The organism is Flagellimonas aequoris (assembly GCF_003584165.1).
GTDB lineage: Bacteria > Bacteroidota > Bacteroidia > Flavobacteriales > Flavobacteriaceae > Flagellimonas > Flagellimonas aequoris.
The window spans coordinates 120,919-144,663 of sequence record NZ_QXFJ01000011.1 but is presented as its reverse complement, the minus strand read 5'-3'; the positions used below and the strand labels follow the sequence as shown (position 1 = coordinate 144,663).

The 23,745-nt window shown below is 39.9% G+C and carries 23 protein-coding genes, 1 tRNA gene and 1 pseudogene; 8 read left to right on the top strand and 17 right to left on the bottom strand.

Annotated features, from left to right (window positions below; translation table 11 throughout):
• Positions 1–239: pseudogene (locus tag D2U88_RS19490) on the top strand (IS21 family transposase); the annotation flags it as partial.
• 23 nt (positions 240–262) lie between these two features.
• Complete coding sequence (gene istB, locus D2U88_RS05260) at positions 263–1,000, top strand: IS21-like element helper ATPase IstB (protein WP_119608405.1); 738 nt, start codon at positions 263–265, stop codon at positions 998–1,000.
• 205 nt (positions 1,001–1,205) lie between these two features.
• Here the strand turns inward: istB and D2U88_RS05255 are convergent, their stop codons facing one another.
• From D2U88_RS05255 to D2U88_RS05220, 8 genes are all read right to left on the bottom strand, one after another.
• Positions 1,206–1,580 carry a PleD family two-component system response regulator gene (locus D2U88_RS05255; RefSeq protein ID WP_119639262.1) on the bottom strand — a complete coding sequence of 125 codons (375 nt, stop codon included), beginning with the start codon at positions 1,578–1,580 and terminating at the stop codon, positions 1,206–1,208.
• A complete protein-coding gene (locus D2U88_RS05250) occupies positions 1,577–3,820 on the bottom strand; it encodes an ATP-binding protein (RefSeq protein ID WP_119639261.1) in 2,244 nt (747 codons plus the stop codon). The genes D2U88_RS05255 and D2U88_RS05250 overlap by 4 nt, the downstream gene beginning before the upstream one ends.
• Positions 3,820–4,899 (bottom strand): HpaII family restriction endonuclease, encoded by a 1,080-nt coding sequence (locus D2U88_RS05245; protein WP_119639260.1) that lies wholly within the window; start codon positions 4,897–4,899, stop codon positions 3,820–3,822. The genes D2U88_RS05250 and D2U88_RS05245 overlap by 1 nt, the downstream gene beginning before the upstream one ends.
• Positions 4,883–6,163: a DNA cytosine methyltransferase gene (locus D2U88_RS05240; RefSeq protein WP_119639259.1), complete on the bottom strand. Its 1,281-nt coding sequence runs from the start codon at positions 6,161–6,163 to the stop codon at positions 4,883–4,885. The genes D2U88_RS05245 and D2U88_RS05240 overlap by 17 nt, the downstream gene beginning before the upstream one ends.
• A 95-nt stretch (positions 6,164–6,258) precedes the next feature.
• Complete coding sequence (locus D2U88_RS05235; RefSeq protein WP_119639258.1) at positions 6,259–6,855, bottom strand: DUF6088 family protein; 597 nt, start codon at positions 6,853–6,855, stop codon at positions 6,259–6,261.
• Positions 6,856–7,121: 266 nt separating this feature from the next.
• On the bottom strand, positions 7,122–7,448 hold the full coding sequence (locus D2U88_RS05230; protein WP_235855727.1) for a hypothetical protein: 327 nt from the start codon (positions 7,446–7,448) through the stop codon (positions 7,122–7,124).
• A gap of 30 nt (positions 7,449–7,478) precedes the next feature.
• Positions 7,479–7,847 (bottom strand): hypothetical protein, encoded by a 369-nt coding sequence (locus D2U88_RS05225; protein ID WP_147378534.1) that lies wholly within the window; start codon positions 7,845–7,847, stop codon positions 7,479–7,481.
• Positions 7,848–7,868: 21 nt separating this feature from the next.
• Positions 7,869–9,059 (bottom strand): HEPN domain-containing protein, encoded by a 1,191-nt coding sequence (locus D2U88_RS05220; RefSeq protein WP_119639256.1) that lies wholly within the window; start codon positions 9,057–9,059, stop codon positions 7,869–7,871.
• Positions 9,060–9,183: 124 nt separating this feature from the next.
• Here D2U88_RS05220 and D2U88_RS05215 point away from each other — a divergent pair, with 124 nt between their 5' ends.
• Positions 9,184–9,567, top strand: coding sequence for a helix-turn-helix domain-containing protein (locus D2U88_RS05215; protein ID WP_119639255.1), 384 nt, complete (start codon positions 9,184–9,186; stop codon positions 9,565–9,567).
• Positions 9,568–9,755: 188 nt separating this feature from the next.
• Here D2U88_RS05215 and mobB read toward each other — a convergent pair whose 3' ends face one another.
• From mobB to D2U88_RS05195, 4 genes are all read right to left on the bottom strand, one after another.
• Positions 9,756–10,778 (bottom strand): MobB family relaxase, encoded by a 1,023-nt coding sequence (gene mobB / locus D2U88_RS05210; RefSeq protein WP_119639254.1) that lies wholly within the window; start codon positions 10,776–10,778, stop codon positions 9,756–9,758.
• A 5-nt stretch (positions 10,779–10,783) separates the two neighbouring features.
• A complete protein-coding gene (locus tag D2U88_RS05205) occupies positions 10,784–11,368 on the bottom strand; it encodes a BfmA/BtgA family mobilization protein (protein WP_119639253.1) in 585 nt (194 codons plus the stop codon).
• 286 nt (positions 11,369–11,654) lie between these two features.
• A complete protein-coding gene (locus D2U88_RS05200) occupies positions 11,655–11,948 on the bottom strand; it encodes a helix-turn-helix transcriptional regulator (RefSeq protein ID WP_119639252.1) in 294 nt (97 codons plus the stop codon).
• A 156-nt stretch (positions 11,949–12,104) separates the two neighbouring features.
• The gene (locus tag D2U88_RS05195) at positions 12,105–12,782 is read right to left on the bottom strand and encodes a hypothetical protein (RefSeq protein ID WP_147378533.1); all 678 of its coding nucleotides are present in this window, start codon (positions 12,780–12,782) and stop codon (positions 12,105–12,107) included.
• Between the two features lie 324 nt (positions 12,783–13,106).
• Between D2U88_RS05195 and D2U88_RS05190 the strand changes: the two genes are divergently transcribed.
• A complete protein-coding gene (locus D2U88_RS05190; protein WP_119639250.1) occupies positions 13,107–14,372 on the top strand; it encodes a DUF6161 domain-containing protein in 1,266 nt (421 codons plus the stop codon).
• Between the two features lie 113 nt (positions 14,373–14,485).
• Complete coding sequence (locus D2U88_RS05185) at positions 14,486–15,268, top strand: hypothetical protein (protein ID WP_119639249.1); 783 nt, start codon at positions 14,486–14,488, stop codon at positions 15,266–15,268.
• A 118-nt stretch (positions 15,269–15,386) separates the two neighbouring features.
• Here D2U88_RS05185 and D2U88_RS05180 read toward each other — a convergent pair.
• Positions 15,387–15,460, bottom strand: a tRNA-Ile gene (locus D2U88_RS05180).
• Positions 15,461–15,519: 59 nt separating this feature from the next.
• A complete protein-coding gene (gene mce, locus D2U88_RS05175) occupies positions 15,520–15,927 on the bottom strand; it encodes a methylmalonyl-CoA epimerase (protein WP_119639248.1) in 408 nt (135 codons plus the stop codon).
• Between the two features lie 105 nt (positions 15,928–16,032).
• On the opposite strand from mce, the gene rbfA reads away from it, so the two are divergent.
• Positions 16,033–16,428: a 30S ribosome-binding factor RbfA gene (gene rbfA / locus D2U88_RS05170; protein ID WP_119639247.1), complete on the top strand. Its 396-nt coding sequence runs from the start codon at positions 16,033–16,035 to the stop codon at positions 16,426–16,428.
• 2 nt (positions 16,429–16,430) lie between these two features.
• Positions 16,431–17,636, top strand: a complete 1,206-nt coding sequence (locus D2U88_RS05165) for an ABC transporter permease (protein ID WP_119639246.1) — start codon at positions 16,431–16,433, stop codon at positions 17,634–17,636.
• Here D2U88_RS05165 and dusB read toward each other — a convergent pair.
• Positions 17,633–18,625 carry a tRNA dihydrouridine synthase DusB gene (dusB, locus tag D2U88_RS05160; RefSeq protein WP_119639245.1) on the bottom strand — a complete coding sequence of 331 codons (993 nt, stop codon included), beginning with the start codon at positions 18,623–18,625 and terminating at the stop codon, positions 17,633–17,635. The two genes, D2U88_RS05165 and dusB, sit on opposite strands and share 4 nt — an antisense overlap.
• Positions 18,626–18,676: 51 nt before the next feature.
• On the bottom strand, positions 18,677–21,097 hold the full coding sequence (locus D2U88_RS05155; RefSeq protein ID WP_119639244.1) for an outer membrane beta-barrel family protein: 2,421 nt from the start codon (positions 21,095–21,097) through the stop codon (positions 18,677–18,679).
• A gap of 151 nt (positions 21,098–21,248) precedes the next feature.
• On the opposite strand from D2U88_RS05155, the gene lepA reads away from it, so the two are divergent.
• Positions 21,249–23,045 (top strand): translation elongation factor 4, encoded by a 1,797-nt coding sequence (gene lepA / locus D2U88_RS05150; protein WP_119639243.1) that lies wholly within the window; start codon positions 21,249–21,251, stop codon positions 23,043–23,045.
• Between the two features lie 214 nt (positions 23,046–23,259).
• Here lepA and D2U88_RS05145 read toward each other — a convergent pair whose 3' ends face one another.
• On the bottom strand, positions 23,260–23,700 hold the full coding sequence (locus D2U88_RS05145) for a hypothetical protein (protein WP_147378532.1): 441 nt from the start codon (positions 23,698–23,700) through the stop codon (positions 23,260–23,262).
• Positions 23,701–23,745 lie beyond the last annotated feature (45 nt).

Sequence of the window (23,745 nt, the reverse complement as noted above, 5' to 3'; positions counted from 1 at the left end):
AGAAGCAGCATCCCGAACAATCCTATAAATCCTGTCTTGGCGTACTGCACCTTGCTAAGAAATATGGCAGGGACCGTCTTGACAGCGCCTGTAGAAGGGCAACGGAATATGGTGCATATAATTACAATATGGTCGAGCGCATCCTAAAAAAGGGCTGGGACAAGCTTGATGAGGGCGCCGATGATAATCTGGAAATGCCCGAGCACCAGAACATACGGGGCGGAAAATATTATGAATAGGGACAAATACTTAAATACTACATATGAACGAAAGGACAATACAACAGATGAAGGAGCTCAGGCTCCATGGCATGCACAGGGCATTTGAAACGACCTTGGGGCCCAACGGAACGGACACCGACTATACCAATGACGAGATCATTGCCTACCTCGTACAATGCGAGTGGGACGACCGCCATAACCGCAGGATAGAACGCCTGACCAGATCGGCGCGCTTTAGGTATGCTGCCGTTATGGAGGCGGTGGATTACAGACCTTCCAGACAATTGGACAAAAACCAGGTACAGCGCCTTGGCAACTGCGATTTTATCAAAAAGAGGGAGAATGTCCTCATTACCGGGAGCACCGGGGTCGGCAAAAGCTATCTGGCCTCCGCAATCGGCCACCAGGCCTGTTCCATGGGGAAAAAGGTCATGTACTTCAACACGGCCAAGCTCTTTACCATGTTGAAGACCTCAAAAGCTGACGGTTCCTATCCTAAACAGATAGGCAAGCTTGAAAAACAGGACCTACTGATACTTGATGACTTCGGGCTCAAGCCACTGGACAATATCAACAGGCATGCGCTCATGGAGATCATCGAGGATCGTCACGGACAGAGATCGACCATAATTGCATCACAATTGCCCGTATCAAAATGGCACGACATCATCGGGGAGAGAACTCTGGCCGACGCCATACTCGACCGTTTGGTACACACGGCACACAGAATCGACATAAAAGGTGAATCAATGAGAAGAAAATTGAAAAATAAAAACTAAGTTTAACCCACGGACAGGTCAAATCCAAGCAGTTGATTTACACTGCTCACTTTCGTCCGGCGCGGGTGGCTCAGTTTACCCGGCTCATCCAAAAACTGGAATTCTCTGAATGGATAAAAATCTCTCCGTCAAGATGTAGCCTTACCCATTTTTGGACATAGCTAAATTCATAAAATTATCGATAGCGTAAGGCTATAAAAATATCTCAAAAAATAAACCCTTTTATTACTTCCTCCACAGAGGCTCTATCTGTTACATGAACATTTTCCAAGCTACTTACTAACGCACTTAAATCAACATTTTGGTCCTGTGAATAAAAAAGAATTGGAATATTATCCAAATGTTCCTCTAGTCTAATTTGCTCAATATATACATCACCGTTAAATGGTTCCATATGATAATCCATTACAATTAAATCGAATGGATACATCATAAAAATTTGTTCTAAATCCTCACCATTTAATTGAGGCAAAACAACAAGGTTTATATCCTTATCTGTTGCTAAAATTGATAGATTACTTGTAATAATATGCGACCAATTTTGCATATCATCAATCCATAGAATGAACTTATTTTTCATATTGTTATAATAAATGTAACTCCTTTATCTGTGTTATTTTGAACATCGATCTTTCCTCGCAAGTTATTTACAATTTGATTAACGTGGTAAAGACCTAAACCAGACCCATCAGTTGTTGTATATCCAAAATCAAAAATTCGTTTAATATCCTTTGGGTTTATTCCTTGGCCATTGTCCTTAAACTGAAAAGTCAGTTTTCCATTTTTTTCATTTAATTGTATTTCCAGCTTGTTTGCTTTCGCTTTTCTAGAATTGACTACCAGATTATCAATTAGAATATTTAATTCAATAGGTTTAAATTTTTTAATGATTGGATCATTCACATTATTTTGGAATGTAATATCAAGACTTTTATCGTTTGTTGAAGGCAAAATGTTAGAAATGTATTCAGCGAGATAATTGACAATGTCTGCCTCCAGCTCTTCTGTTTTCAACCTAAAATTTGCCTTCGTGGCAAATTCGGAAATGTTTAAAATTTTATTTGCTTCAAAACTAATAGCGCGAATAATTTCAGTCAAATCGTCCTTAGTAATATCAATATTTCTACTTAGCTTAAGTGATATGTTTTTTAAATATGAATTAATAGTTTGAGCATAAATTCCAGTGTGATGCATAAAACTTAACAAGTCATCGAAATCTTGAGATCGTACGGATTTCAAAAAGAGATTTTGTGTTTCCTTCTCCCTAATCTCCTTCTCTTTTTCTTTAATTTCTTCTTCAGCTATTTCAGCAATGGTTAACGCATCATCTAATGTTGATTTAACCTTCTTGATTTTTGAAATTATTTCTTTATTCCCAGTACCTATTGCAATGTTTTCAATTGAATTGATAAGGGTTAAAGCATTGTCATTATCATTTTGTGTATCCGTTATTAGTGAAATTATGTCTGGATTAAAGTCAAATTCAAACGGGCCATCTGAGCCTTTAATTTTCAAAAGTGATTTGATGATTTTTATTTCTACATCTTCACTTTCAAAGTAACCCCTAGTGTCAATTCCATATTTATATATACTTAACCAAAAAGATTCAAGTTTTTCAATTACGTCAATAAAGTAGTCTAGTAGTTGATGATAAGATTGATTTTTTATTAATCCTCCATCTCGGCTTGTAGTCTCTTTAAAATCTTCGTTTGACCCTATTATTTCTATTCTACCTATTAATTGCTGAGTCCCAAGTCTGTCTCCCAAACGAGCCTGTTGCCTTTTGTCTAATTCAAATGGGTCTGATCCTGGTTCTCCATATGGATAAACCCTTATTCCATTTTTATATAAAAACACAGAGCCGTACTCTGTGTTTCGAATTCCCATGGTTCTCGTAAAATTGTTTTTAGCACTTCTATTTAGATAAAATAATTCTACAAAAACGTCACTCAATAGAGGGTAATTTAAGTTGTCAGTAATTACCGTAAATAGCCAAATCCCATTGTCTGATACTTCTGTTTTAACCTTTCTACCATCACCTGAAATTTCAGAACGTATTTTTATTGTTTTCTGATTAAGAATTTTCAAAAGGTTATTAGTTACTGGTCCATTAACCTTTTTATTTAGAGATTCTTGCTTTTCGTCACGTTCTAGAAATTCTTCTGCTTTAATTTCTATTTCAAAAACTCTATTTTCATTGCTTTCAAAAGGATTAATCAATTTGGACAGTGAATTCTTTAACCTAATCAGTTTATCATAATTCCATTCCGAATCATTCCTAATTCCAGAAATTTCCAATAAGGTCCCCGACTCATATTCTGAAGGGTTGTTAGTCAAGGTATTGTGGGTAACCCCTATGTTGATAAATTCATCTTTTGAGTCTTGTTCAAAATTTTCCCAATCAACCTGAATTTGTTCTGTTTTAGAATTCTCTTCGTCTCTTGTTGTTATAAGAAGTAATTTGGATCCTAACTTATCACAAGAGAAACGACCTATACCTTTCGCCCCAGCATAGAAGGTTTTGCTCTGAATTTTATTCCTATAATCAATATCCTCAGTGCCATCTTTCTTTGCAGAGTAAGCAACAAACAACCATTTATTGATTAAATCATCATAATTCATACCTTTTCCATTATCCGTTATTCGGATAATAGCGTTTGAAGAGTTGAGGTTTTCAAACTCAATTAGAACCTTAGTTGCGTGAGCATCATAAGAGTTTTTTACAAGTTCAAAAATTGCAACAAAATCATCAGTAATTAAATCTCTACCGATTATATTTTTTAATCCAGAACTTATTCTAAACTGTAATTGATTCTCCATTACTTCAAAAATCTAATTTGCAAGTTCAGTTTAAAAAATTGCTCATTATCAACTGAGTAAGCAGTCCCAAAATCATGTTTTGTACTACTGGCTGTTTCAAGTTTAGTATTGTTAAGCAAGTAATCTTCAAATTCATTACGATTATAAATATGATAGCATAATACCTCTCCATCTTCTTTAACAACTAAATAACCACCTGTAGCATCCAATTTTCCAGTCCATACTTTTGCGGGCATCATTCCAAGGGCCACATCAGTTAGGAACCGTTTAATTTTATAATTATAGTATGGATGGTCCGTTTCAAAATTGAAATCAAGTGGATTAATTTCTGAAATTTTATTTACCAAATCGACAGTTTTTGTATAACTAGAAGTGAAAAAAAGACAAGTTAATTCAGAAAGAATTTTTGGCAATGCACTATCAATTAGAGTTAGGTTATTCCCAAAAACAGAACTTTCTGTTCTAACGAAATCCAAAGTTCCTGAAAGCTCTTTTATTTTCTCTATTCTATCCTTTATTTTACTTCTCGTGTTGATTTCATTTATGGCTTGTATCTGTTGATTGGTTAAAACAACATTCTCTATTTTATAAATGAAATTGGTTGTCTTCCCAGCATTTAATAGAGTAGAGGCACCTCCAAGTTGGGATTTAATACTAAAGCCTAATTCAGGGGTCGTCCCGGTTCTTTGATCATGGATGACGATTCTAATGTCACTTTTTACTGATGATTTGGCTTTAAGGGAATCGCAGTTGAATGAATTTATAAAAGTCTCAATTTCAGGAATTGAAAAAGACGCAGTTGTTGTTTCCTTTAATTTTGAAAGCAAAAAAACTGCCTTTTCTTGAAATTGTACTATTGGTATCCTAAATTCTTCATCTGCCCCTTTAATAATTATCAAATCACTTTCATAGGCATATTCATAAGTTCCATTTGATTCGTCACGCAGGATTTTGATAATGGGGAAAATTAGGCCTTCAATTTTTTTTAAGTCACTGTCACCAGCAAACAAGTTTTGGTCGGCTAATATCTTTAGAAGTGCATATATTTCACTCCATTCACCTTTATTTCCTGTCAACATTCTTTAATATTCGTTTAATAATCTCATTTGCCGTTGCTTTAATAGCGGGAACTGCAACGGAATTTCCAAACTGCTTATATGCTGAGGCATCAGCTACAGGAATGATGAATTTGTCAGGGAAACCTTGAAGCCTTGCCCATTCTCTAGGAGTCATTTTTCTTATTCCTTGACGGTTAACTTCACCTTTGATATGTGTAACTGGGGTGAAATCCTCCAACCTATGATCATAAACCAAATTTCGTTCTCTCCCCATTCCCCCACAAACTACTGCATTGGCGGTTCCATCATCTGGGATTATTTCGTACCCAAATCCATTTCCCTTGCTCTCATGTCGTTTTTTGTGCTTTATAAGGGTATTCAAGTATGTATTGGACAAATAATACTTTACGGAAACAACAGATTCCTCCTTGATATCCTCAAAGACTACATTTTTTTTTGTTGGTTTTGGATACTCAAAATTGTTTATTCCCAAATCCTCTCTAAATCCAACAATAAAAATGCGCTCACGATTTTGTGGAACCCCAAAATCCTTAGCATTTAATATTTTCGGTTCGGGAACAAAATAACCAAGGTCCTTTCTCAGAACATTTAGTATAGTTTTAAGCGTTTTACCCTTATCGTGATTGAAAAGCCCTTTTACATTTTCCAAGAAAATCGCCTTGGGTTTTTTTCTTTTAATTATTTCTGCAACATCAAAAAACAACGTCCCTCTTGTATCTTCGAACCCGCCTCGTTTTCCAGCTATAGAGAAAGCTTGACATGGGAATCCCGCACATAAAACATCAAATCCATCGGGTATAAATTTCTTGGTTTCTTCTTTGGTTATATCTCCAAATGGAACCTCTCCAAAATTCGCTTCGTATGTTTTTTTAGCTTTTTCATCCCATTCACTTGTAAATACACACTTACCTCCTAGGCTTTGCATAGCAATTCTAAATCCCCCGATCCCCGCAAATAAATCGATAAACTTAAATTTTGGGTTTTTTGGTTCTTGAAAAGGCACATCCTTTTTAAAATCAAAAATCATGTACTGCAAAGCCTCTTCGGCGATTTGTGAAGAGATATTTTCGTCAGGATATTCATACTCTAAAGCACGCTTAACATGTTGAACCGCTTCTTTTTTATAGAATTTGGAGACCCCATTTTGATGGTTGTGCATGTAATGGGTCAGTGCAGCCTTTCCGCTTTCAGAGACATCTAACAGCCTATTATTGAAAACTTTGCCACAAACCTCTTCAAGGGATATGTTCTCTTTTAGGTTCATTTGAATTGAGTTGTTTTGATTATTTGCAAGTTACACACTTTTTGTCGTTAAAAATTGGTGTTTTAGGCTTCAGTATACACGAGCCTTCTTTGAAATTATAATGTTTTGGCCATGATTTCCGCAATCCATTGTGGGGCCAAGGAAATATCATGCTTTAAATCTTTGACATTCTCTCTCTTTAGTAGTGTTTTTATTTTATTAAGCTCATCATCAGTTGCTTTGTCTTTTCCAATTTCTTTGAGCGCAAGGACGACCAGTTTACTTATATTTCCCTTTAAAGCAAGGTTTTTTGGTGTTGTTTTTTTGAACTGGATAGTGCGATTTCCTATAGTTATTTTTCGCGGTGACCCATCTGTCAAAAATACCGATTTTAAAGGGACCTGTGTGGATAACCCTAAAATATTCTGCGCATATATCCCAGTCGGCAGTATTCTAGCCCTATCGCGCTTAGCTATAGCTTTGGCCACTTGTTCTGTTGAAGGCAAAACCTCTTGGTTTAGCAACTTGCTGAATTTTGGTTTGACAAATATGCCCCGTGCTAATGTTCTCAGAATACCTTTTTTCACCATACGGTGTAAGGCTACCGCAACCGCTCCAGAACTTCCAAATGATTGAAAGTCCTCCGTGAAGACGATTGAACCAGGATTTAATCTTTTGATTTTTTGTTCTATCCTGTCATCAGTACTTATCATGAAGCAAAGATATTTGTTTTGTAATCTATTTTAAATATTTTGTAATTTATTTATTATATAAAGTTTACAAATGAATAGTTGAATAGAACATTGCTTGGACGCCCAAAATGAATTGAGCCACACTTTTGTAGTAAAATAAACAAGGGTATTAATAACCATTACCAGCAACCTTTTATTTGTACTTAAGTCAAACCTAATATTGAGTTACCATGATTTTTTAGTTTTTATCAATCAACCTTAATTAAAAACGCAACCTATTCAGAGGTTCATGATTTGTCTTTATTCAATAGTCGATTCACCTCATCCAAGAACTCCCCTTCTTCAAAAGGCAAAAGTTGTGTTACCAGTTCCAAGGTCTTCCGTATATCCTCCCCCGGCTGTTTTACGTGCGGCGGAGAATATGGTTCTCCTTGGGTTGCCAAAATACAAACATTAATCAATGCTTCTATGGTATCAAAAAGATCCAAGTATCCATCCAACAAAACAAAGGACGGTCTGAACTTACCTTTTTGTATATTGGTAGGCTCCAGTACCTCCAACTTATATCTTGCCGATTCCATTAGTTTCTTCAATTCCTTTTTGCTCTTTTTCATGGCTATCCTTTTATTTGTTATTTTCTTAATTCAGTCCTCTTCTTTGGCTTTCTTTTCTTCCCTATAAAATATGTTCAAATGATCCATCAAAGCTTCTTCCCCGACTGGCATCAAACGGTTGGCAATGGTCATTGCCTGATGGATGAATTCCTCTTCGTTCCTTTCCATTATATCGTCCGAACCCAACTCGGGATTTATAGCCCTCATGGAAAGGTATATCAATGCTCGAACAGTCAACAATAGATCGGCATGGCCGTCAACATAGAAAAATGTGGGTTGAAACTTGTCCTTGAACCATGGATGAGGAACCAGTGTTGGGGTATGGTCGTTCCCGTGGAATCTTAAATACATTAAGAGCTTTTTTTCATTTGGGTTCATGGATTCAATTTTTGATTTCATACTGAGTTTTTGTCGTTAATCCTAGGATGGCGTTTCCGAAAGCAATTGCCTCACCTCATCCAAAAATTCCATTTCATCATAGGGCATGAGGTCAAGAATATGACCCATTGTGTCAGCTATGACAATATCAGGTTCTTGTAACCATTTTGAGGCACCATGGGGATATTCAATGGCCATCATACACACCTTAATCAGATTGGTAATCATCAACATGGTTTCTTGGTATCCACCATTGATTAGCTTAAGGCTGTAACGCTCCCTTGCCTGGAAAGGTTCCAATGTCCCACAATACTTGCTTTCCAATTCCCTAAGTCTATTCAACAAAGGGGATTGATTTGGATTTATATCGATGTTCTGCGGTAAGGGTACTTGTATTTTGGATTGACTCTGACCATCGATCCTCCTTTGGCATTTATCTAATTCGTTGGGCATGTATTCCTCCAATTTTAGGATGAACATATCCACGTATCCTTTTATCAAATCGGCTTGTTCCTCCTCTATCATAAAGTCTTTGGAGTACCTGCTCTTCACATAGGATTTGTCTAGTTTGTTCAGTAACCGTAAATCTTCTTCAATGTTCTGGGGGAAAATTTTCCCGAATGTGCTGCTTCTATCCCCAATAAAATTTTGATGTTCTCTTATGGAATGGCCTTTATGGGTGTGGCCCAAAAGGAAGTGCTCGGCCAACCGATATCCCATTTCCAAGGTTTGGTGGAACATAAAGCCCGCAAGCTCAAAGTTTCCCTCGTCCATGAACGGTACAGCCCCCTTCCGAAATGCCTTAACCTTTTCAATTTCTTTCTCGTAATATGTCCTCGAACTATTAAGGACTCTTGGTAAATCTTTTTCGTCGAACGGCGCAAGACCTCTATCTTCAAAACAGGTATATATCAAGTTTTCCTTGGTACAATTGTTTACAAAAAAGGTAGTGCCTGTCGATTCTTGCTCCCCGATCTGGGTGGGCGTAAAATAGCTCACAACACAATCGGGATACATACTGAAAAATACTTTCAGGAACTGTTCTTTCTCTTCCCGGAACCTATTGGCATAATCTCCCGTCACGATGATGAACCAATATTTGTAGGGTTCTTGTTCCTCTCCAATGGTCAGATAGATATGGTTGGTATCGACTTTTTCGACTACCTTGGACACGATTTCCCTAATTTCGTCCAGGTTGTCCGTCCCTTCCAAGTTGAATGTCCGTTGCTCCATAATTTTTTGTTTTACCTAAAGCAACGGCATTGTTCCCATGTACCCAACCATCCAAAGTTGTAACCAACCACGTCCATTGGTAATTTACCCGTATATTTAAATCTGGAATGTTTATTTTTGGGATATGGAGACAGTAAAAAAGAACAACCACATTGGAAGAAAGATTGGCCGCATCCGTGAGCTAAGGGGCATGAAGCAGGAAACCTTAGCAGAGATGTTGGGTGTCAGTCAACAAAGTGTTTCCAAAATTGAACAGTCTGAGACTCTTGATATGGAACGTCTGGAAGCTGTTGCCAAAGCCTTGGGGGTCACGCCTGAAGCAATACATAACTTTTCTGAAGAGTTGGCCATTAACTATTTCAACAATTTTAATGATAGCAGTGAGGGCACATTCAATAATCATTGCACGTTCAATCCATTGGACAAGGTAATTGAGCTTTATGAGCGACTTGTTCAAGCTGAAAAAGATAAGGTGACTTACTTGGAAAAGCTATTGGACAAGAAATAGCACAATACTTTGAATCAAATCTTCTTATAAAAGTCCTTTCATAAAGGCGAACGAAACGCAGTGAAGTGCTGCAAGCGTCCCAAATTCTTACCCCAACTTTTGCGCATGGATCCTATCGGGTTTTTGTAGCGTTCCGATAGATAAGCGTGAAGCAAAAACACGATAGGGCGCAACCTACTTTTTGGATCTCAGTAGCCCATGTCCTCACCTGCACCCCTTGCCTTATCGATTCCCCTTCCAAGTGCCTTGATGATCTTGGCCGCCACCTGTACTTTATTGGTCGGTATACTGGGTGCCTTTACACCCATCGTTTTTAGAAGTTTAAAGGCCATATCCTTTTCCTTGGTGGGCAGTCCCATGACCTTGGCAAAGAACTTCCCCGGTTCCTTGGCATGGGCCTTTCTCCCAACATAGGATTCCACATAGTTCCGTTTAAATCCTGTTGTCCTGTCAAAGGTCTTCTCGGCCGATTGGTAAAAGCTGTCCCTATCAAATCCCCTCTTGACCGTCTTTCCGTTTAGTTCCACTTCCGATGCTTTGTGCTTGGCCATTGGGGAAAGGGTATAGGTGTTCGTCACGTCCCTTCTGCTGACTATGATATGGATATGGGTCTGTGGCCCCTCCTTTTTCATTCCGGCTGCCACTAACTGTCCGTCCTGTTTGTGCGGGGCCAATCTTTCTTGCTCTTTGATTCTTTTTTCAAGCTCATTGACATTCCCGATGGATTCGCCCCGTTCCACTTTCCGTATCTCGTTCCTGAGCCTTGCTATCTCCCCTCGGTAGGGAGCATTCTCCTGAACCTGTTTGTCAAAGCCCCGATAGGTGCGTTCATGTTCTATCTTGGCATAGTATTTCAGGTTCTCTGCCTTGACCTCTTGGTTGCGGTGGAAACTCTTGGCATAGTCCTCCATAAGCTTCCTTGTGTATTCCCTTAACAGGTTCTGGTCATTGCCGATGGCCTTCAGTTCCCTTTGGTTGGGGCTTACCACTATGGAATAGAATTTCGGGTCTTTCTGTCTTAACTTGGCCGTATTGGCATCTATTTCATCGATGACCGTTTGAGGGCTTACGCTGTCGTTCTCTTGGTCAAAGAATTCCTCCCTAAGTTCGGGCGACCTATCCTCGTTTTCCTTTTCCAGATAGTCCACATAGTTCCCTACACTGGAGTTGTAGGTACTGCCCATTTTCTGCGCTGAGATGGTAAGGTACATGGGCGTTATCTTAAATGGTACTTTAATTTTTCAAACTCCCCGATGCCCATATTGATCTTGAGATAGGGCTTTCCCATCATTGGCTCCACCTTCTCAACCTTGTTGAGGATTTCATTGCAATGCTTTCTATATTCATTGAATTCTTGCAGCATTCTATCATGCTGCACTTTTGGAACGGTGTTTCTAGGCTCCAAGAAGTCCTTTCGCTCTTCCTGTATCTGGACAGGTTCCCGTCTCGGTTTCCTCCCATCCTTTACATAGGCCTCATAAAGTATCAGCATCATTTCATAGGTGGGCCGGATACTGGTCTTTTCCATGTTCTTGATAATGGCGATAAGCCTATCGAATTTTTTCATCATCTGACGCTCCAATTTTTTGATACCATCAAGGATGATCTTTGTTCCCTCCCCAAAAGGGTCAAGGTTGTTCTCCTTGAAGTATTGTACCATTCCATCCAAAACCTCGCTATGGGATTTGTTGAACCTTTTGGAATAACTGCGAAAGCGTATGGCCGTTTCTTTCTTTACGGTGATATTGGAATAAGCACCGGTTCCTTTCTTTGATTTACCATTTGTAGATTGCTTTTCCATAGGTGCGATTTTGTTTTTTCGTCAAATTGCGTCAATTTTTTCGTCAAAAATTTCCAGTGTTTACAGGGCTTCCCAAAGAGATTACTGTAGATTTTGGAAAAGTCTACTGTAGCCCCTGATTTTGTACAGTATTCCAAAATCTGTTCAATTAACTGGTTTTCAACTTGTTGAAGACCCGAAAACAACCGTGATGGCGCAATCTGCGCATCACCCTCTTGCTATTCGATTTTACACGCGAGCGTGAAAACTCAAATACTTTTCTTTGGAGTAAAGGGCATCAATAAGCTCAGTGGTTTTTGTTTCTTTGAAGCTGTTGATTGAACTTCTCTTCCAGAAATTCATCGGATAGGTTCGGGTCGCCCATCAGCCATTTGTCGATGGTATCCTTATCAAAAAATATTTGACGGATATGTCTATTATTGCTCATAGGGATAAGCTTTAAAGAGGTAAGCTTGTAAATCTTGCTTTTGGAAAGTCCCGTATAAGCTGCGAGGTCTTCCACATTCATGACCTTCTTCTGATGGCCAAGGATAGTTTTGATTTCTTTGAGTATTGTCAACACATTCTGTTGCTCTTCCATAACTTTTGATTTTTGGAATTAGAGAATATGTAAACGGCCGCTTACTTTTTTGTACACGACAAACATATATCACCTGATGCAAGTGAAAAATAGGGAAATGAAGATTGCGCTATAATTGTCTTTTGTTTTCGGGGTTGGACAAAAAATTATCAATAATTAAGAAATTCCAAGTGCTTTGGCTATTGCTTTTCGTGTATCGTCATAGTCCCCTTCTTTAGTCTTCTGTGACCATTTGGAGTAACTGGATGCAAATGTATTCTCGTTGATTTCGGAACCATCGAAGGAAAATCTTTTTTGAACCAATCTGGATAGTGAGTCTCTCGATTTCTTTCCCATACCTTGAATACCCCCTTCAATTATATGATCCAAAAATGAAAAAAGAAATCTAAGATTCCCAGATTGCTTATTCTTCGGCACCTCTCTAATTACTATCCTATTTTTGGAAGGCAAAAGATTTGTCAAAAGCTCTAAATTTTCAATATCGGATTCATCAAACCCAAAATATTCCTTGTCTATTTTTTTAAATGATAGCTCTATAAATGAGAAGCCTTCTACATCGGCATTTGCCATTTCTTTGGCCTTGAACCAGGCAATTACAAACAACAGGACTATTAATAATAGAAGTAACTGAATAGTATAGTAAGCAGATATTTGTACCCAAGTATAATTCTTTCCGCTAATGAAAAAAAGAAGGGTTAAGGGTATAAAACTGATTAGGATAATTAAAACAGAAAGTCCATTAAGGGACAGATGTCTCGCTTTAGATTCCATTTTTCTAGACAGCGTTCTTTGCTTATGAATCCATAAAGCTAAAATGTTGCCCAATTTTTCCATATCCCAAGATAGGGATAAAATGATTCATCGGAATCTTGGCGCAATAATCCCATCCATTGCCCATCAATTGCCCATTAGGCTTTTTCATAAGTCCCTAGTGAAAAAATCCCTATCTTGGGAATACTCTTACGAGGATCCTTCCCCCAATCTTGATTGAATAATAGACTTTTGAGGTAACATTTTTTATCGAAACAGAAAACTGTGCAGTTCAAGTTGTATGACATATTTCAATCTTGTATTAAATGCTTATGAATGAAGTATCCGTGTAATAAAGAAATAAGATAAATCTAATTACAGAACTTAATAATGTATTAACCGTGTAAAATGAAAGTTAGTGAAATCAGAAAATTGATAGGTGAATCCGGACAAAAAGAAATTGCTGATTCATTGGAGGTTAATATCAATTATCCTTTTGCTAATTTTCAAATAGCGCTTAAGGGATTGGATATTATTTATCAATTTTTTTACAAAGAACATTCTTTCTTTGATAAGATTGAGTCACTTCCAACGAAGTTGGAAAATTCAAAAAATCATTTTGATTTATGTATGGGCCAAATTCAAAATTTCACAAGGGAACTGGCTAGGACTAAACATTTTGACCGGCATAAGTGGAAAAATATTGAATCATATTGTAAGCGAAGAGATTATAACCATGTAGTGCTTTTTAACAAAGATTCTGAGGTTACATCATTCCTACTTGATTTAGCATCTCAATTTAGAGGAGCAGTCGAAGGAGCCTATGATTTTCTGACCAATCAACAGTTAAAATCTAACAATACGGATAGGAACTACTTCACAGGTTGGCATAGGGCCTATGAGTTTTATACCCAAGACCTTGAAGCAGTAAAACGCAGGACAAATGAAAGAAAAACCCTAGGAAGAATCCGATCAGACTATTTAAAGAATCTTGAGCAAAACGACAAAAATGTTAGTGAACATATATCGGAAAAAAAAGACCTATACAAGCAAAAAGAAAACGCTCTTTCAAGACTCTTCAGATTAAGAAAATTTCAATATGACAGTTGGAAGAACCAAAATCATGAGAAGTTCAACGCTTTTTTAAAGAATTCAGACAAAGCGTTTAAGGATTTAGAAAAGCTATACACAGAGAAATTAAAATTAGAAGCTCCAGCTACATATTGGAATCAACGAGCTAAAAAATTAAGGAGAGAAGGCAATACTTGGTTAGGATGGTTAATTGGTTTTACAGCCATTGCTATCATAGCATTAGGGATAGTTTTATACTTTATCTCAGATGGGACTTTAAAAGAGCTCTTTGAAAGCACGGGAAGTGCAATTAGGTGGTCCATTGTATTTATAACCTTTGTTTCCTTTTTGGCGTATGGTGTTAGAACCTTCGCAAAGTTAATGTTTAGTGCTTATCACCTGACAAGGGATGCGGAGGAAAGGGAGCAATTGGCCTACGTCTATCTTGCCTTAAAAAAAGAAAAAAACATTGATGACACTGAAAGACATTTGATTATGCAATCATTGTTCAGTAGGGCGGATTCTGGATTGTTAAAAGATGATTCTACTCCGTCGATGCCGGGTGGAAGTGTATTGGAAAAAGTTATGGGAGGCTCAAAATGAAGGAAAATTGGACATAGGAAGATTAGGTTATAATTCAAAGAAAACGCTCTCTTTAATTGAAAATTGAACTGTATTCAATTAGCGGCACAACAGAATTTTGAGAAATTTAAACTATGAGTAAAGAAACCCCAAAAAGTGCTAGAATAAAACTTGAAGCAGATCAAATAACCAATGATTATGTGAAAATTGCTCAAAACACTTGCAATATGCTTGCATTTATTTCTTCCAATCTACAGGGCATACCATTTAAAGATATTCCTCCTCCTCCAGTATTTACCAGTTTTAATTTAGGTCAAATTGAATATGTTGGTGACAAGAGAATATATCTTGATATGTGGTTATACAACCACGGCGTGAATGACATTATAAAAGGAGTTAATCTTAGTCTTGCAAGAGCCAATTACTTCTCAGATCTTATGAGCCTTCAAGGTAAAAAAATGACCGTTAAAGATTATGAGGAATTCGAAAAGAAAACGAACAAGAAATATTTAAGGAAAGACCTTCCAGCTTTAATTGAATCAACAGGTCATCTCGTTACGAAACCGCTGAAATATTCAGACCATATCATTTCTATCAACAATATTCGTAAGTGCTTAGAACATAGAGTAGGTAAAGTAACTGAGATAGATGCAAAAACAGAGGTGGAGGAAAAGTTAGTCCTAAAGTTAAAATGGATTGCACTTCAATTGAGCTTAGTGCGAAATGGAAAGGCAATTATTATTGAGAAGCCAGGGTTTAAAGTGGAAAGGGGAGAAAAAATAATTAACGGCTATGTTGAGAAACAACGGGATTTTGAGATTGGTGAATACATTAGGCTTGATCTAGCAGATTTTTTTCAACTTGCATTGACAGGTTATCTTTTTGTAAAGCATATTGCTGACAATTTCAAATTTTGAAAATAAACATGTTAATGGTCCAGAAGAAAATAACAGTTTTTGAAATGTTGTACCTATGTTGTACCCATGTTAAAAAGAAAAACCTTCCAATTGCTTGAAAGGTTTATCTTTGTTGAGGTGGTCCCACCTGGGCTCGAACCAGGGACCACCTGATTATGAGTCAGGTGCTCTAACCAACTGAGCTATAGGACCCGCAATTTGCGGATGCAATATTAGTGTTTATTTTTCTACACCGCAAGGTTTTAACCTCCCTAGCCTTCTTTTATTTCTTGGCAAAGTTCCACCAAAACGCCATTGGTGCCCTTTGGGTGTAAAAAGGCAACCAGCTTGTTGTCCGCTCCCTTTTTAGGGGTTTCGTTTAAAATTTGAAAGCCTTCCTGCTTTAATCGAGCCAGTTCCGAAACAATATCATCCACAGCAAAGGCTACATGATGGATGCCCTCCCCCTTCTTTTCCAAAAATTTGGCAATAGGGCTTTCAGGATTTGTGGCTTCCAACAGCTCAATTTTATTGGGGCCCGACTTAAAAAAGGAAGTTTTTACCCCTTCTGAGGCCACTTCTTCCATTTTATAATGTGGCACCCCCAACAATTTAGCAAACAATGGGTTGGACACCTCCAAATCTTTTACCGCAATGCCGATATGTTCTATTTTTTCCATTTTAACCCTTGGTTTGGTTGACAAAATAGCTGCTTTTCTCCAAAATTACGGACTGTAATCCATTCCAAATGTGAGGTTAGTCAGGATTTCCTTTATTTTTGCACTATGGAGGAAACACAACGACAGAAGAAAATTGCAGGGGTCATTCAAAAAGACTTGGCCGATATCCTACAACGTGCTGCTACCGATAGCGGTCTTAAGGGAACTTTGATCTCTGTTTCCAAGGTTTCCGTTACCGTGGATCTGTCTTTGGCCAAGGTGTATGTGAGCATTTTCCCGAACAAGGATGCCAAGGCACTATTGGAAGGCATTAAGGCCGGTCAAGTGGGTATCCGTCACGAACTGGCCCAACGTACCAAACACCAATTGAGAAGGGTTCCAGAACTCAATTTTTATCTGGATGATTCCCTGGAATATATCGACAATATCGAGAAATCGCTCAAAGGCGAAGAAAATCCCATCGAGAATAGGGACCTACTTGATAAACGTAAGAAAGCCTGATCTTGAACTTTCCGCTTTACATCGCTAAACGCTACCTGAGATCCAAAAGCAGCCAAAATGCAGTGAACATCATCAATTTTATCACTTTTTTGGTCATTGTGATCGGTTCGGCGGCCTTGTTCATTGTGCTTTCTGCCTTTGCGGGGCTCAAAACATTTAGCCTTTCCTTTTCCAATACCTTTGATCCTGATCTAAAAGCTTTGCCCACCACGGGGAAAGTGTTTTCCATTTCCGAAGCGGAACAAAATAAATTGAAAAATATTCCCGGATTGGCCAATTATGCCAAAGAGTTGGAAGAACGGGCCTATCTTACCTATAAAGAAAAGAGTACCATTGCCTACATTAAAGGAGTGGACGAAAATTATCGCTCCGTGACCGGCGTGGACAGTACCCTTTATTTTGGCAATTGGGGAAACTCGGAATTTGAGGGCGTCATTGGCATCGGTATCTACAACCTTTTGGGCGTTCCCATGAACAACCGCCAACCTTTGGAAGTATTGGTTCCCAAGCCCGGTAAAGGTTCCCTTTCGCAACAGGGGTTCAACTCCAAGCCCTACGATGAACTTCCTTTAACAGTAAGTGGAGTGTATGCGGTTGAAGAAAACCTGGACAAAAAATATGTGTTCACACAGCTCCCTTTGGTTCAAAATTTATTGCAAAAGGACAGTACCGAAGTTTCCGGTATCAATTTTAAATTGGATGAAAAAGCCGATGTCGAAGCCATTAGGGAAGCCGTTAAAACGGTATTGGGCGATAAGGTCCTCGTGCTTTCCCGAAGGGAACAGAACAATTCGCTTTACCGCATGCTCAACACGGAAAATTTGGCCACTTACCTGATTTTTACGTTGGTTTTGATCATTGCGTTGTTCAACGTGGTGGGGGCCATCATCATGATGATCTTGGACAAACAGCAAAACTCCAAAACGCTGTTCAGTTTGGGGACGACCATTAAAGAATTGCGAAGGATCTATTTTATCCAAGGGCTTCTGGTCACTTCTTTTGGGGGGCTCATCGGGGTGTTGATCGGGTCGTTGCTCATCATTTCCCAATTGTTGTTCGGATGGCTGAAAATTACACCTTCCCTGGCCTATCCCGTGGAATATAGTGTGATGAACCTATTCATCGTGATGGGTACCATTGTGGTCTTGGGCTTTATCTCCGCAAAGATTGCCAGCAGCAGGATTTCCAAAAAATTGATTTCGGTTTAGGCGAACTGAAAATCCCCGAATTTTTCGAGTACTTCATCAAACGCGGCAAAAACATCGACCGCATCATCGCTGGTCACCATTTTGGTACGGTATTCCTTAAAGTGCGGAATACCCTTAAAATAATTGGTATAGTGTCTTCGGGTTTCAAAAACACCCAGTTTTTCGCCTTTCCAATCGATGGCCATTTGAAGGTGCCTTCTGGCGGCATCCACGCGTTCCGGCATGGTTGGGGGATCCAGATGCTTGCCTGTTTCAAAATAGTGTTTCACCTCTTTGAAGAACCACGGATACCCGATACTGGCCCTGCCGATCATGGCACCGTCCAAGCCAAATTCATCCCGCATTTTTGCGGCTGCTTCCGGAGTATCCACATCCCCATTCCCAAAAACTGGAATCTGCATGCGCTGGTTGTTCTTCACCTCGGCAATCGGTCTCCAATCGGCCTCTCCCTTGTACATCTGAACACGGGTACGCCCATGGATGGAAATCGCCATGATACCCACATCCTGCAGCCGTTCGGCCACTTCAACAATCTTGATGGAATTGGAATCCCACCCCAAACGGGTCTTGACCGTAACCGGCAGTTTGGTCCGTTTTACGATTTCCTCGGTGAGTTTTACCATCAAGGGAATATCCCGAAGAATTCCGGCACCGGCATTTTTGCAGACTACTTTTTTTACCGGACACCCAAAATTGATATCGATGATATCGGGGTTGGATTGCTCCACGATATCCACCGCCTGCAGCATGGAATCCAGTTCGGCCCCGAATATCTGGATGCCCACAGGACGTTCCTTTTCATAAATGTCGAGCTTGAGGACACTTTTGGCCGCATCACGGATCAACCCTTCGGAAGAAATGAACTCCGTATACACCACATCGGCTCCTTGTTCCTTGCATAATGCACGGAAAGGAGGGTCGCTCACATCTTCCATAGGAGCGAGAAGAAGTGGGAAATCCGGAAGTTCTATGTTACCTATTTTGGGCAAATCCTTCTTTTTTTGGACTGCAAAAGTACAAAATAACCCAAAATCAACACATTACTGCTGCGATTGTAATCGGTCGCGCTCCTTTTTGTCTATTCCGCGTTGGTTGTCTTCCAATCGGAAGTTTCCAAAATTGTAGGTAAATCCGAAGCGGATGAACTGGGTTTCGGGCCTTCTTCGGTAAAAATTGTCTTGGTTTAAATATTGGGAACGATAGGTGGGTACATATTTTTCCAAAATATCCTCAGCGGCCAAAGAAAGGATGATCTTATTGTTGAACAGCGTTTTACGTAAGCCTAAGGTCAAGTTGAACTGCTCATCGGAAACATACGATCCGAACAGAAACTTTGAAATATAAGTCCCAGTAACTTCACCCGTAAAAGTGCCGTCTTTGGAGAGGGTCAAATAGTTGCCCAGATAAGCGTAAACCCCGTTCACTTTGTTGGTAAATTCCACATTGCCGCTTTGGGTGGCCAAAAAGGTTTCTTCCTCGTGAAAAAGGGAAGTGTAGGCATACACAAACCAAGACGACATGAGGGATTTGCTCAAGGTAAAGTCCAGACCGTACGATTTACTGTCCAGCACATTCTGCTTCAGCTCCACCAAAGTTTGGTTGTCGTTGTCCTGAAAAACCAGATACGCAATGTTGCTGCCATTATCACGGTAATAGACATCGAAGAAATATTCGCTGTTAAGGGTGTAGTTAAAATTGAAATTATTACTGAAACTAGGCGTCAAGCTTGGGTTGCTTTGTTCATAATCGTTCTCATTGAAAAAAAACCGAAACGGATTCAGATCGTTGTATTTGGGTCGATCCACGTTCCGTCCATAATCAAAGGAAAAACTGTGCTTGTCCGAAGGGGAGTACAGCACATAGACAGACGGAAACGGCTCAAAAAAGTCTTGGGTGTTGACTTGGTTCAACGTTAGGGATGTGCCTTCGGCCTCGGTCAATTCTCCTCGGACGCCCAACTTCATCGACCATTTTTCCCAATTCTTCACAAAGCTCAAGTATGCGGCATATACATTCTCGTCATAGGTATAACGGTCGGACAAGGAGGCATCCACTGTATTGCTCGAACCCGTAAAATTGAAGAAGTCCAGATTGCTTTCTGATGCAATCGAGGAAATCTTTGCCCCGGTCTCAAAGGAAGCATTTCCAATAGGGGTTGAATAATCCAATTGGCCCGTGAAAATTCGAATGTCCTGCTCTGAATCCGCATCAAACCCGAATTCCCTTAAAAAGTTACCACTCGCGTCAAAATAATCAGAACCTAGGTTCTGAAGCGACTTCCCGTTAAAATAGGTATAATGGCCATTTGCGCTCAACCGGGCCCCCGGCTTTTTCAACTTATGCACATAGCTCAGATCAAAAGCCAAATTGGTATTGTCCAAATTCGCATTGTTCTGCGTAGTAAAGGTGGAATCCAGCTGGCCCGATCCGTTTCGCATTTCATTGTTGAGATGGGTACGCTGGTCCTGTCCCAAATTGAACAATAGGTTGGATGTAAAATTCAAACTGTTGTGTTCATCAAAATCATAATCCAAGATGAAACTTCCATTTTGGGATTGCGAACTATTGGTCTGGTTATAATCCGTATTCCATTGTGAAAAAACAGTGTTGGTATTGTCCATAAAATTGATACCCTTTACCGTTTTCTTCAATTCCTTTTGTGGGTTGATGGTATAATTGGCGAACAGGTGTAGCTTATCGGTTTTGTAATAATGACTGGTCCCCATACTGAATTTTGGAAACACCGCTTGGGTATAGGTGCCATTGACGCTTCCCTTGTACCCCGGAATGATATTCTTACTGGTCACAATGTTCAAAATAGGGCCTCCTTCGGCATCATAGCTGGCCGGTGGGTTGGCAATCACCTCCACCGATTTGATGTTGGCACCCGACAGTCCCTGTAATAAATCCTGTACCTCCTGACCGGAAAGTTGAACCTTTCTATCGTTCAGGTACACTGTGGCATTTTGCCCTCGGATCAAGAGTTCATCCTGGTTTACGATGACCCCAGGCGTACTTTTAAGGATATCCCAAGAAGTTCCTTGTGAAACCACGGTGTTTTCAACCGAAAAGACCAGTCTGTCTGGTAGTCTTTGCAGTTTTGGTCGCTGTGCCGTGACCACTACCTCATCGAGTTCGTTAGTTTCTAGCGGAATGATCAACGCGCCTAGGGAAACATCGGTTTTGATATCCAAAGCCCGAGGCTCGGATCCCCTTCCTACATAGCTGGCCTGAAGCAAGTATAGGTTCGGCTCTACCTCCGTCAAGGAAAAAAACCCATTGTCATCGGCCGAGGTACCTTTTATGAATGTAGTATCGGAAGCTTTTAAAAGTAGAATGTTTGCGTAGGGAATGACCTCGTTCTGTTCATCCACCACCTTTCCTGAAATTTTAAAGGTCTGTCCGCTCAAAGCGTTCGCCGTCAAAAACACCAATAATAGAATGTAGGTGGTTTGCTTCATGAATGGTTGGGGTTGAACCTCAAATCTATGAAATTATTTTTGGTCGATATAACCCCTTCGTTTCCTAATTTTCAAAAAACCCTTTGTGGGCAGTTAAAACAACTATATTTGCAGTTGCTTATCACCCTTTTTACGGATAGGTTATTGTTATATGGAAAAGATCAGGAATTTTTGCATCATTGCGCATATAGACCACGGTAAGAGTACCTTGGCAGACCGTTTGTTGGATTTCACGGGCTCCGTTACCGAGCGTGAAAAACAGGATCAATTGTTGGACAACATGGACCTGGAGCGCGAACGTGGCATCACCATTAAAAGTCATGCCATACAAATGGAATATGTGTACGAGGGTGAAACCTATATTCTTAACCTGATCGACACTCCCGGACACGTGGATTTTTCCTATGAGGTTTCACGATCCATTGCCGCGTGTGAAGGTGCTCTTTTGGTTGTGGATGCCGCACAAAGTATTCAAGCACAGACCATTTCCAACCTATACCTTGCTTTGGAAAACGATTTAGAAATTATCCCTGTTCTGAACAAAGTGGATCTGCCCAGTGCCAATCCCGAAGAGGTGACCGATGACATCGTGGACCTATTGGGTTGTGATCCTTCAGAAGTTATTCCCGCCAGTGCCAAAACCGGTATCGGTATCGGAGAAATCCTAAAAGCCATCATTGAGCGCATTCCTGCCCCAAAGGGTAACATCAACGAACCTTTGCAGGCCTTGGTCTTTGACTCGGTCTACAATCCGTTCAGGGGTGTGGAAACCTATTTTAGGGTGATGAACGGCGAAATCCGAAAAGGACAAAAAATAAAGTTTGTGGCTACAGGAAAAGCTTATGAGGCCGATGAAATTGGCACCTTAAAGCTGAGACAAATGCCCAAAAACAAAATTTCCGCAGGAGATGTGGGCTATTTGATTACCGGTATCAAGGATGCGCGCGAGGTGAAAGTGGGTGATACCATTACCGATGCCGCCAACCCGACCAAAAATGCCATTGAAGGTTTTGAAGATGTAAAACCTATGGTGTTTGCCGGAATTTATCCTGTGGATACAGAGGATTTTGAAGAGCTTAGGTCCTCCATGGAAAAACTGCAACTCAATGATGCCTCTTTGGTATTCACCCCGGAAAGTAGTGCCGCCTTGGGGTTTGGTTTCCGTTGTGGTTTCTTGGGTATGTTGCACATGGAAATCGTACAGGAACGCCTGGAGCGGGAGTTCGATATGACGGTAATCACCACCGTACCTAACGTGAGCTATCTTGCCTATACCACCAAGGACAAAGAAACCCCGATCGTTGTTAACAACCCATCCGATCTTCCCGATCCTTCTTCTTTGGACCGGGTGGAGGAGCCATACATTAAGGCTACCATCATCACCAAATCCGATTTTGTGGGGAACGTGATGTCGCTCTGTATTGATAAGCGGGGACAGATTACCAATCAGACCTATTTGACTACTGAGCGAGTGGAACTTAATTTTGATATGCCGTTGGCAGAAATCGTATTCGATTTTTACGATCGCTTGAAAACGGTTTCCAAGGGATATGCCTCTTTCGATTATTCCCCAATTGGGATGCGGGTTTCCAAATTGGTTCGGGTGGACATCCTTTTGAATGCCCAACCCGTAGATGCCCTTTCCGCTCTGGTCCATTTTGACAATGCCCACAACATCGGTAAAAAAATGTGCGAAAAGCTGAAGGAGCTCATCCCCAGACAGCAGTTCGACATTCCGATCCAGGCCGCCATTGGGGCCAAAATCATTTCCCGTGAGACCATCAAGGCGCTCAGAAAGGATGTGACCGCCAAGTGTTATGGTGGTGATATTTCCCGTAAGCGTAAACTTTTGGAAAAACAGAAAAAGGGTAAAAAACGTATGCGCCAAGTGGGTAATGTGGAAATCCCACAGCAAGCCTTTATGGCCGTTTTAAAGTTGAATGATTAGGGGCAAAAAGGGTGCAGCACTTACTTTGCATCAAGGTTGGTATTGAACAAAGTCAAAATCATGAATATTGAGCAATCAGTTTTGAATTTTGACTACAACTTTCCTGAAGTTTGAAGCTTTATATCTGCATCGGGTACAAGTTGTACACCAATATCTTGATCAATAGGCAACTTCGTTCATACGAACCAAGACTGCATTTCGGAGCTGCACTTTATTAAATGGATGTCGTAAAATTATGGTGGTCCAAATCTTTTTGGATGATATCAATTTCACTCTCCAACTCCAATACAAGATTATCCCTTTCGTTGGCCTTTATGGATGACTCCCAGACAACAGTCTCTCCTTGGGAATAATAACCTTTACCGGATGGTGCCCTTCCTTCGGTCGTTGGTATGGTTTTCAAGAAACCGATTTTGGTTTTTAGCTCGGACAATCTGTAGATTTTTTCTTGTATCGATTGGTTGGCCAAGGTTATTTTAGTTTTTAACTCAATCAATTCCTCAACCGTTTTGTTGAGTTCAATCATTTCCTTTTTTGGATTGTAAGCCCTTGGATTTCCCTCAATGATACAATTGTAGGCACCGATTCTATTCTGAAGCTCCAAGGTTTTACGTATAAGTCGGTTCTTTTCTTTTAAGGCTTCGATAATCTTCATGGTTTTTCCATTTGTACGTGAATTATACATTAAATGACAATTGTA

What these genes read in the sequence shown, in the direction of transcription:
- istB (WP_119608405.1), top strand. Translation starts at nt 263, where the DNA reads ATGAACGAAAGGACAATACAACAGATGAAGGAGCTCAGGCTCCATGGC.
- D2U88_RS05255 (WP_119639262.1), bottom strand. Translation starts at nt 1,580, where the DNA reads ATGAAAAATAAGTTCATTCTATGGATTGATGATATGCAAAATTGGTCG.
- D2U88_RS05250 (WP_119639261.1), bottom strand. Translation starts at nt 3,820, where the DNA reads ATGGAGAATCAATTACAGTTTAGAATAAGTTCTGGATTAAAAAATATA.
- D2U88_RS05245 (WP_119639260.1), bottom strand. Translation starts at nt 4,899, where the DNA reads ATGTTGACAGGAAATAAAGGTGAATGGAGTGAAATATATGCACTTCTA.
- D2U88_RS05240 (WP_119639259.1), bottom strand. Translation starts at nt 6,163, where the DNA reads ATGAACCTAAAAGAGAACATATCCCTTGAAGAGGTTTGTGGCAAAGTT.
- D2U88_RS05235 (WP_119639258.1), bottom strand. Translation starts at nt 6,855, where the DNA reads ATGATAAGTACTGATGACAGGATAGAACAAAAAATCAAAAGATTAAAT.
- D2U88_RS05230 (WP_235855727.1), bottom strand. Translation starts at nt 7,448, where the DNA reads ATGAAAAAGAGCAAAAAGGAATTGAAGAAACTAATGGAATCGGCAAGA.
- D2U88_RS05225 (WP_147378534.1), bottom strand. Translation starts at nt 7,847, where the DNA reads ATGAAATCAAAAATTGAATCCATGAACCCAAATGAAAAAAAGCTCTTA.
- D2U88_RS05220 (WP_119639256.1), bottom strand. Translation starts at nt 9,059, where the DNA reads ATGGAGCAACGGACATTCAACTTGGAAGGGACGGACAACCTGGACGAA.
- D2U88_RS05215 (WP_119639255.1), top strand. Translation starts at nt 9,184, where the DNA reads ATGGAGACAGTAAAAAAGAACAACCACATTGGAAGAAAGATTGGCCGC.
- mobB (WP_119639254.1), bottom strand. Translation starts at nt 10,778, where the DNA reads ATGTACCTTACCATCTCAGCGCAGAAAATGGGCAGTACCTACAACTCC.
- D2U88_RS05205 (WP_119639253.1), bottom strand. Translation starts at nt 11,368, where the DNA reads ATGGAAAAGCAATCTACAAATGGTAAATCAAAGAAAGGAACCGGTGCT.
- D2U88_RS05200 (WP_119639252.1), bottom strand. Translation starts at nt 11,948, where the DNA reads ATGGAAGAGCAACAGAATGTGTTGACAATACTCAAAGAAATCAAAACT.
- D2U88_RS05195 (WP_147378533.1), bottom strand. Translation starts at nt 12,782, where the DNA reads ATGGAAAAATTGGGCAACATTTTAGCTTTATGGATTCATAAGCAAAGA.
- D2U88_RS05190 (WP_119639250.1), top strand. Translation starts at nt 13,107, where the DNA reads ATGAAAGTTAGTGAAATCAGAAAATTGATAGGTGAATCCGGACAAAAA.
- D2U88_RS05185 (WP_119639249.1), top strand. Translation starts at nt 14,486, where the DNA reads ATGAGTAAAGAAACCCCAAAAAGTGCTAGAATAAAACTTGAAGCAGAT.
- mce (WP_119639248.1), bottom strand. Translation starts at nt 15,927, where the DNA reads ATGGAAAAAATAGAACATATCGGCATTGCGGTAAAAGATTTGGAGGTG.
- rbfA (WP_119639247.1), top strand. Translation starts at nt 16,033, where the DNA reads ATGGAGGAAACACAACGACAGAAGAAAATTGCAGGGGTCATTCAAAAA.
- D2U88_RS05155 (WP_119639244.1), bottom strand. Translation starts at nt 21,097, where the DNA reads ATGAAGCAAACCACCTACATTCTATTATTGGTGTTTTTGACGGCGAAC.
- lepA (WP_119639243.1), top strand. Translation starts at nt 21,249, where the DNA reads ATGGAAAAGATCAGGAATTTTTGCATCATTGCGCATATAGACCACGGT.
- D2U88_RS05145 (WP_147378532.1), bottom strand. Translation starts at nt 23,700, where the DNA reads ATGAAGATTATCGAAGCCTTAAAAGAAAAGAACCGACTTATACGTAAA.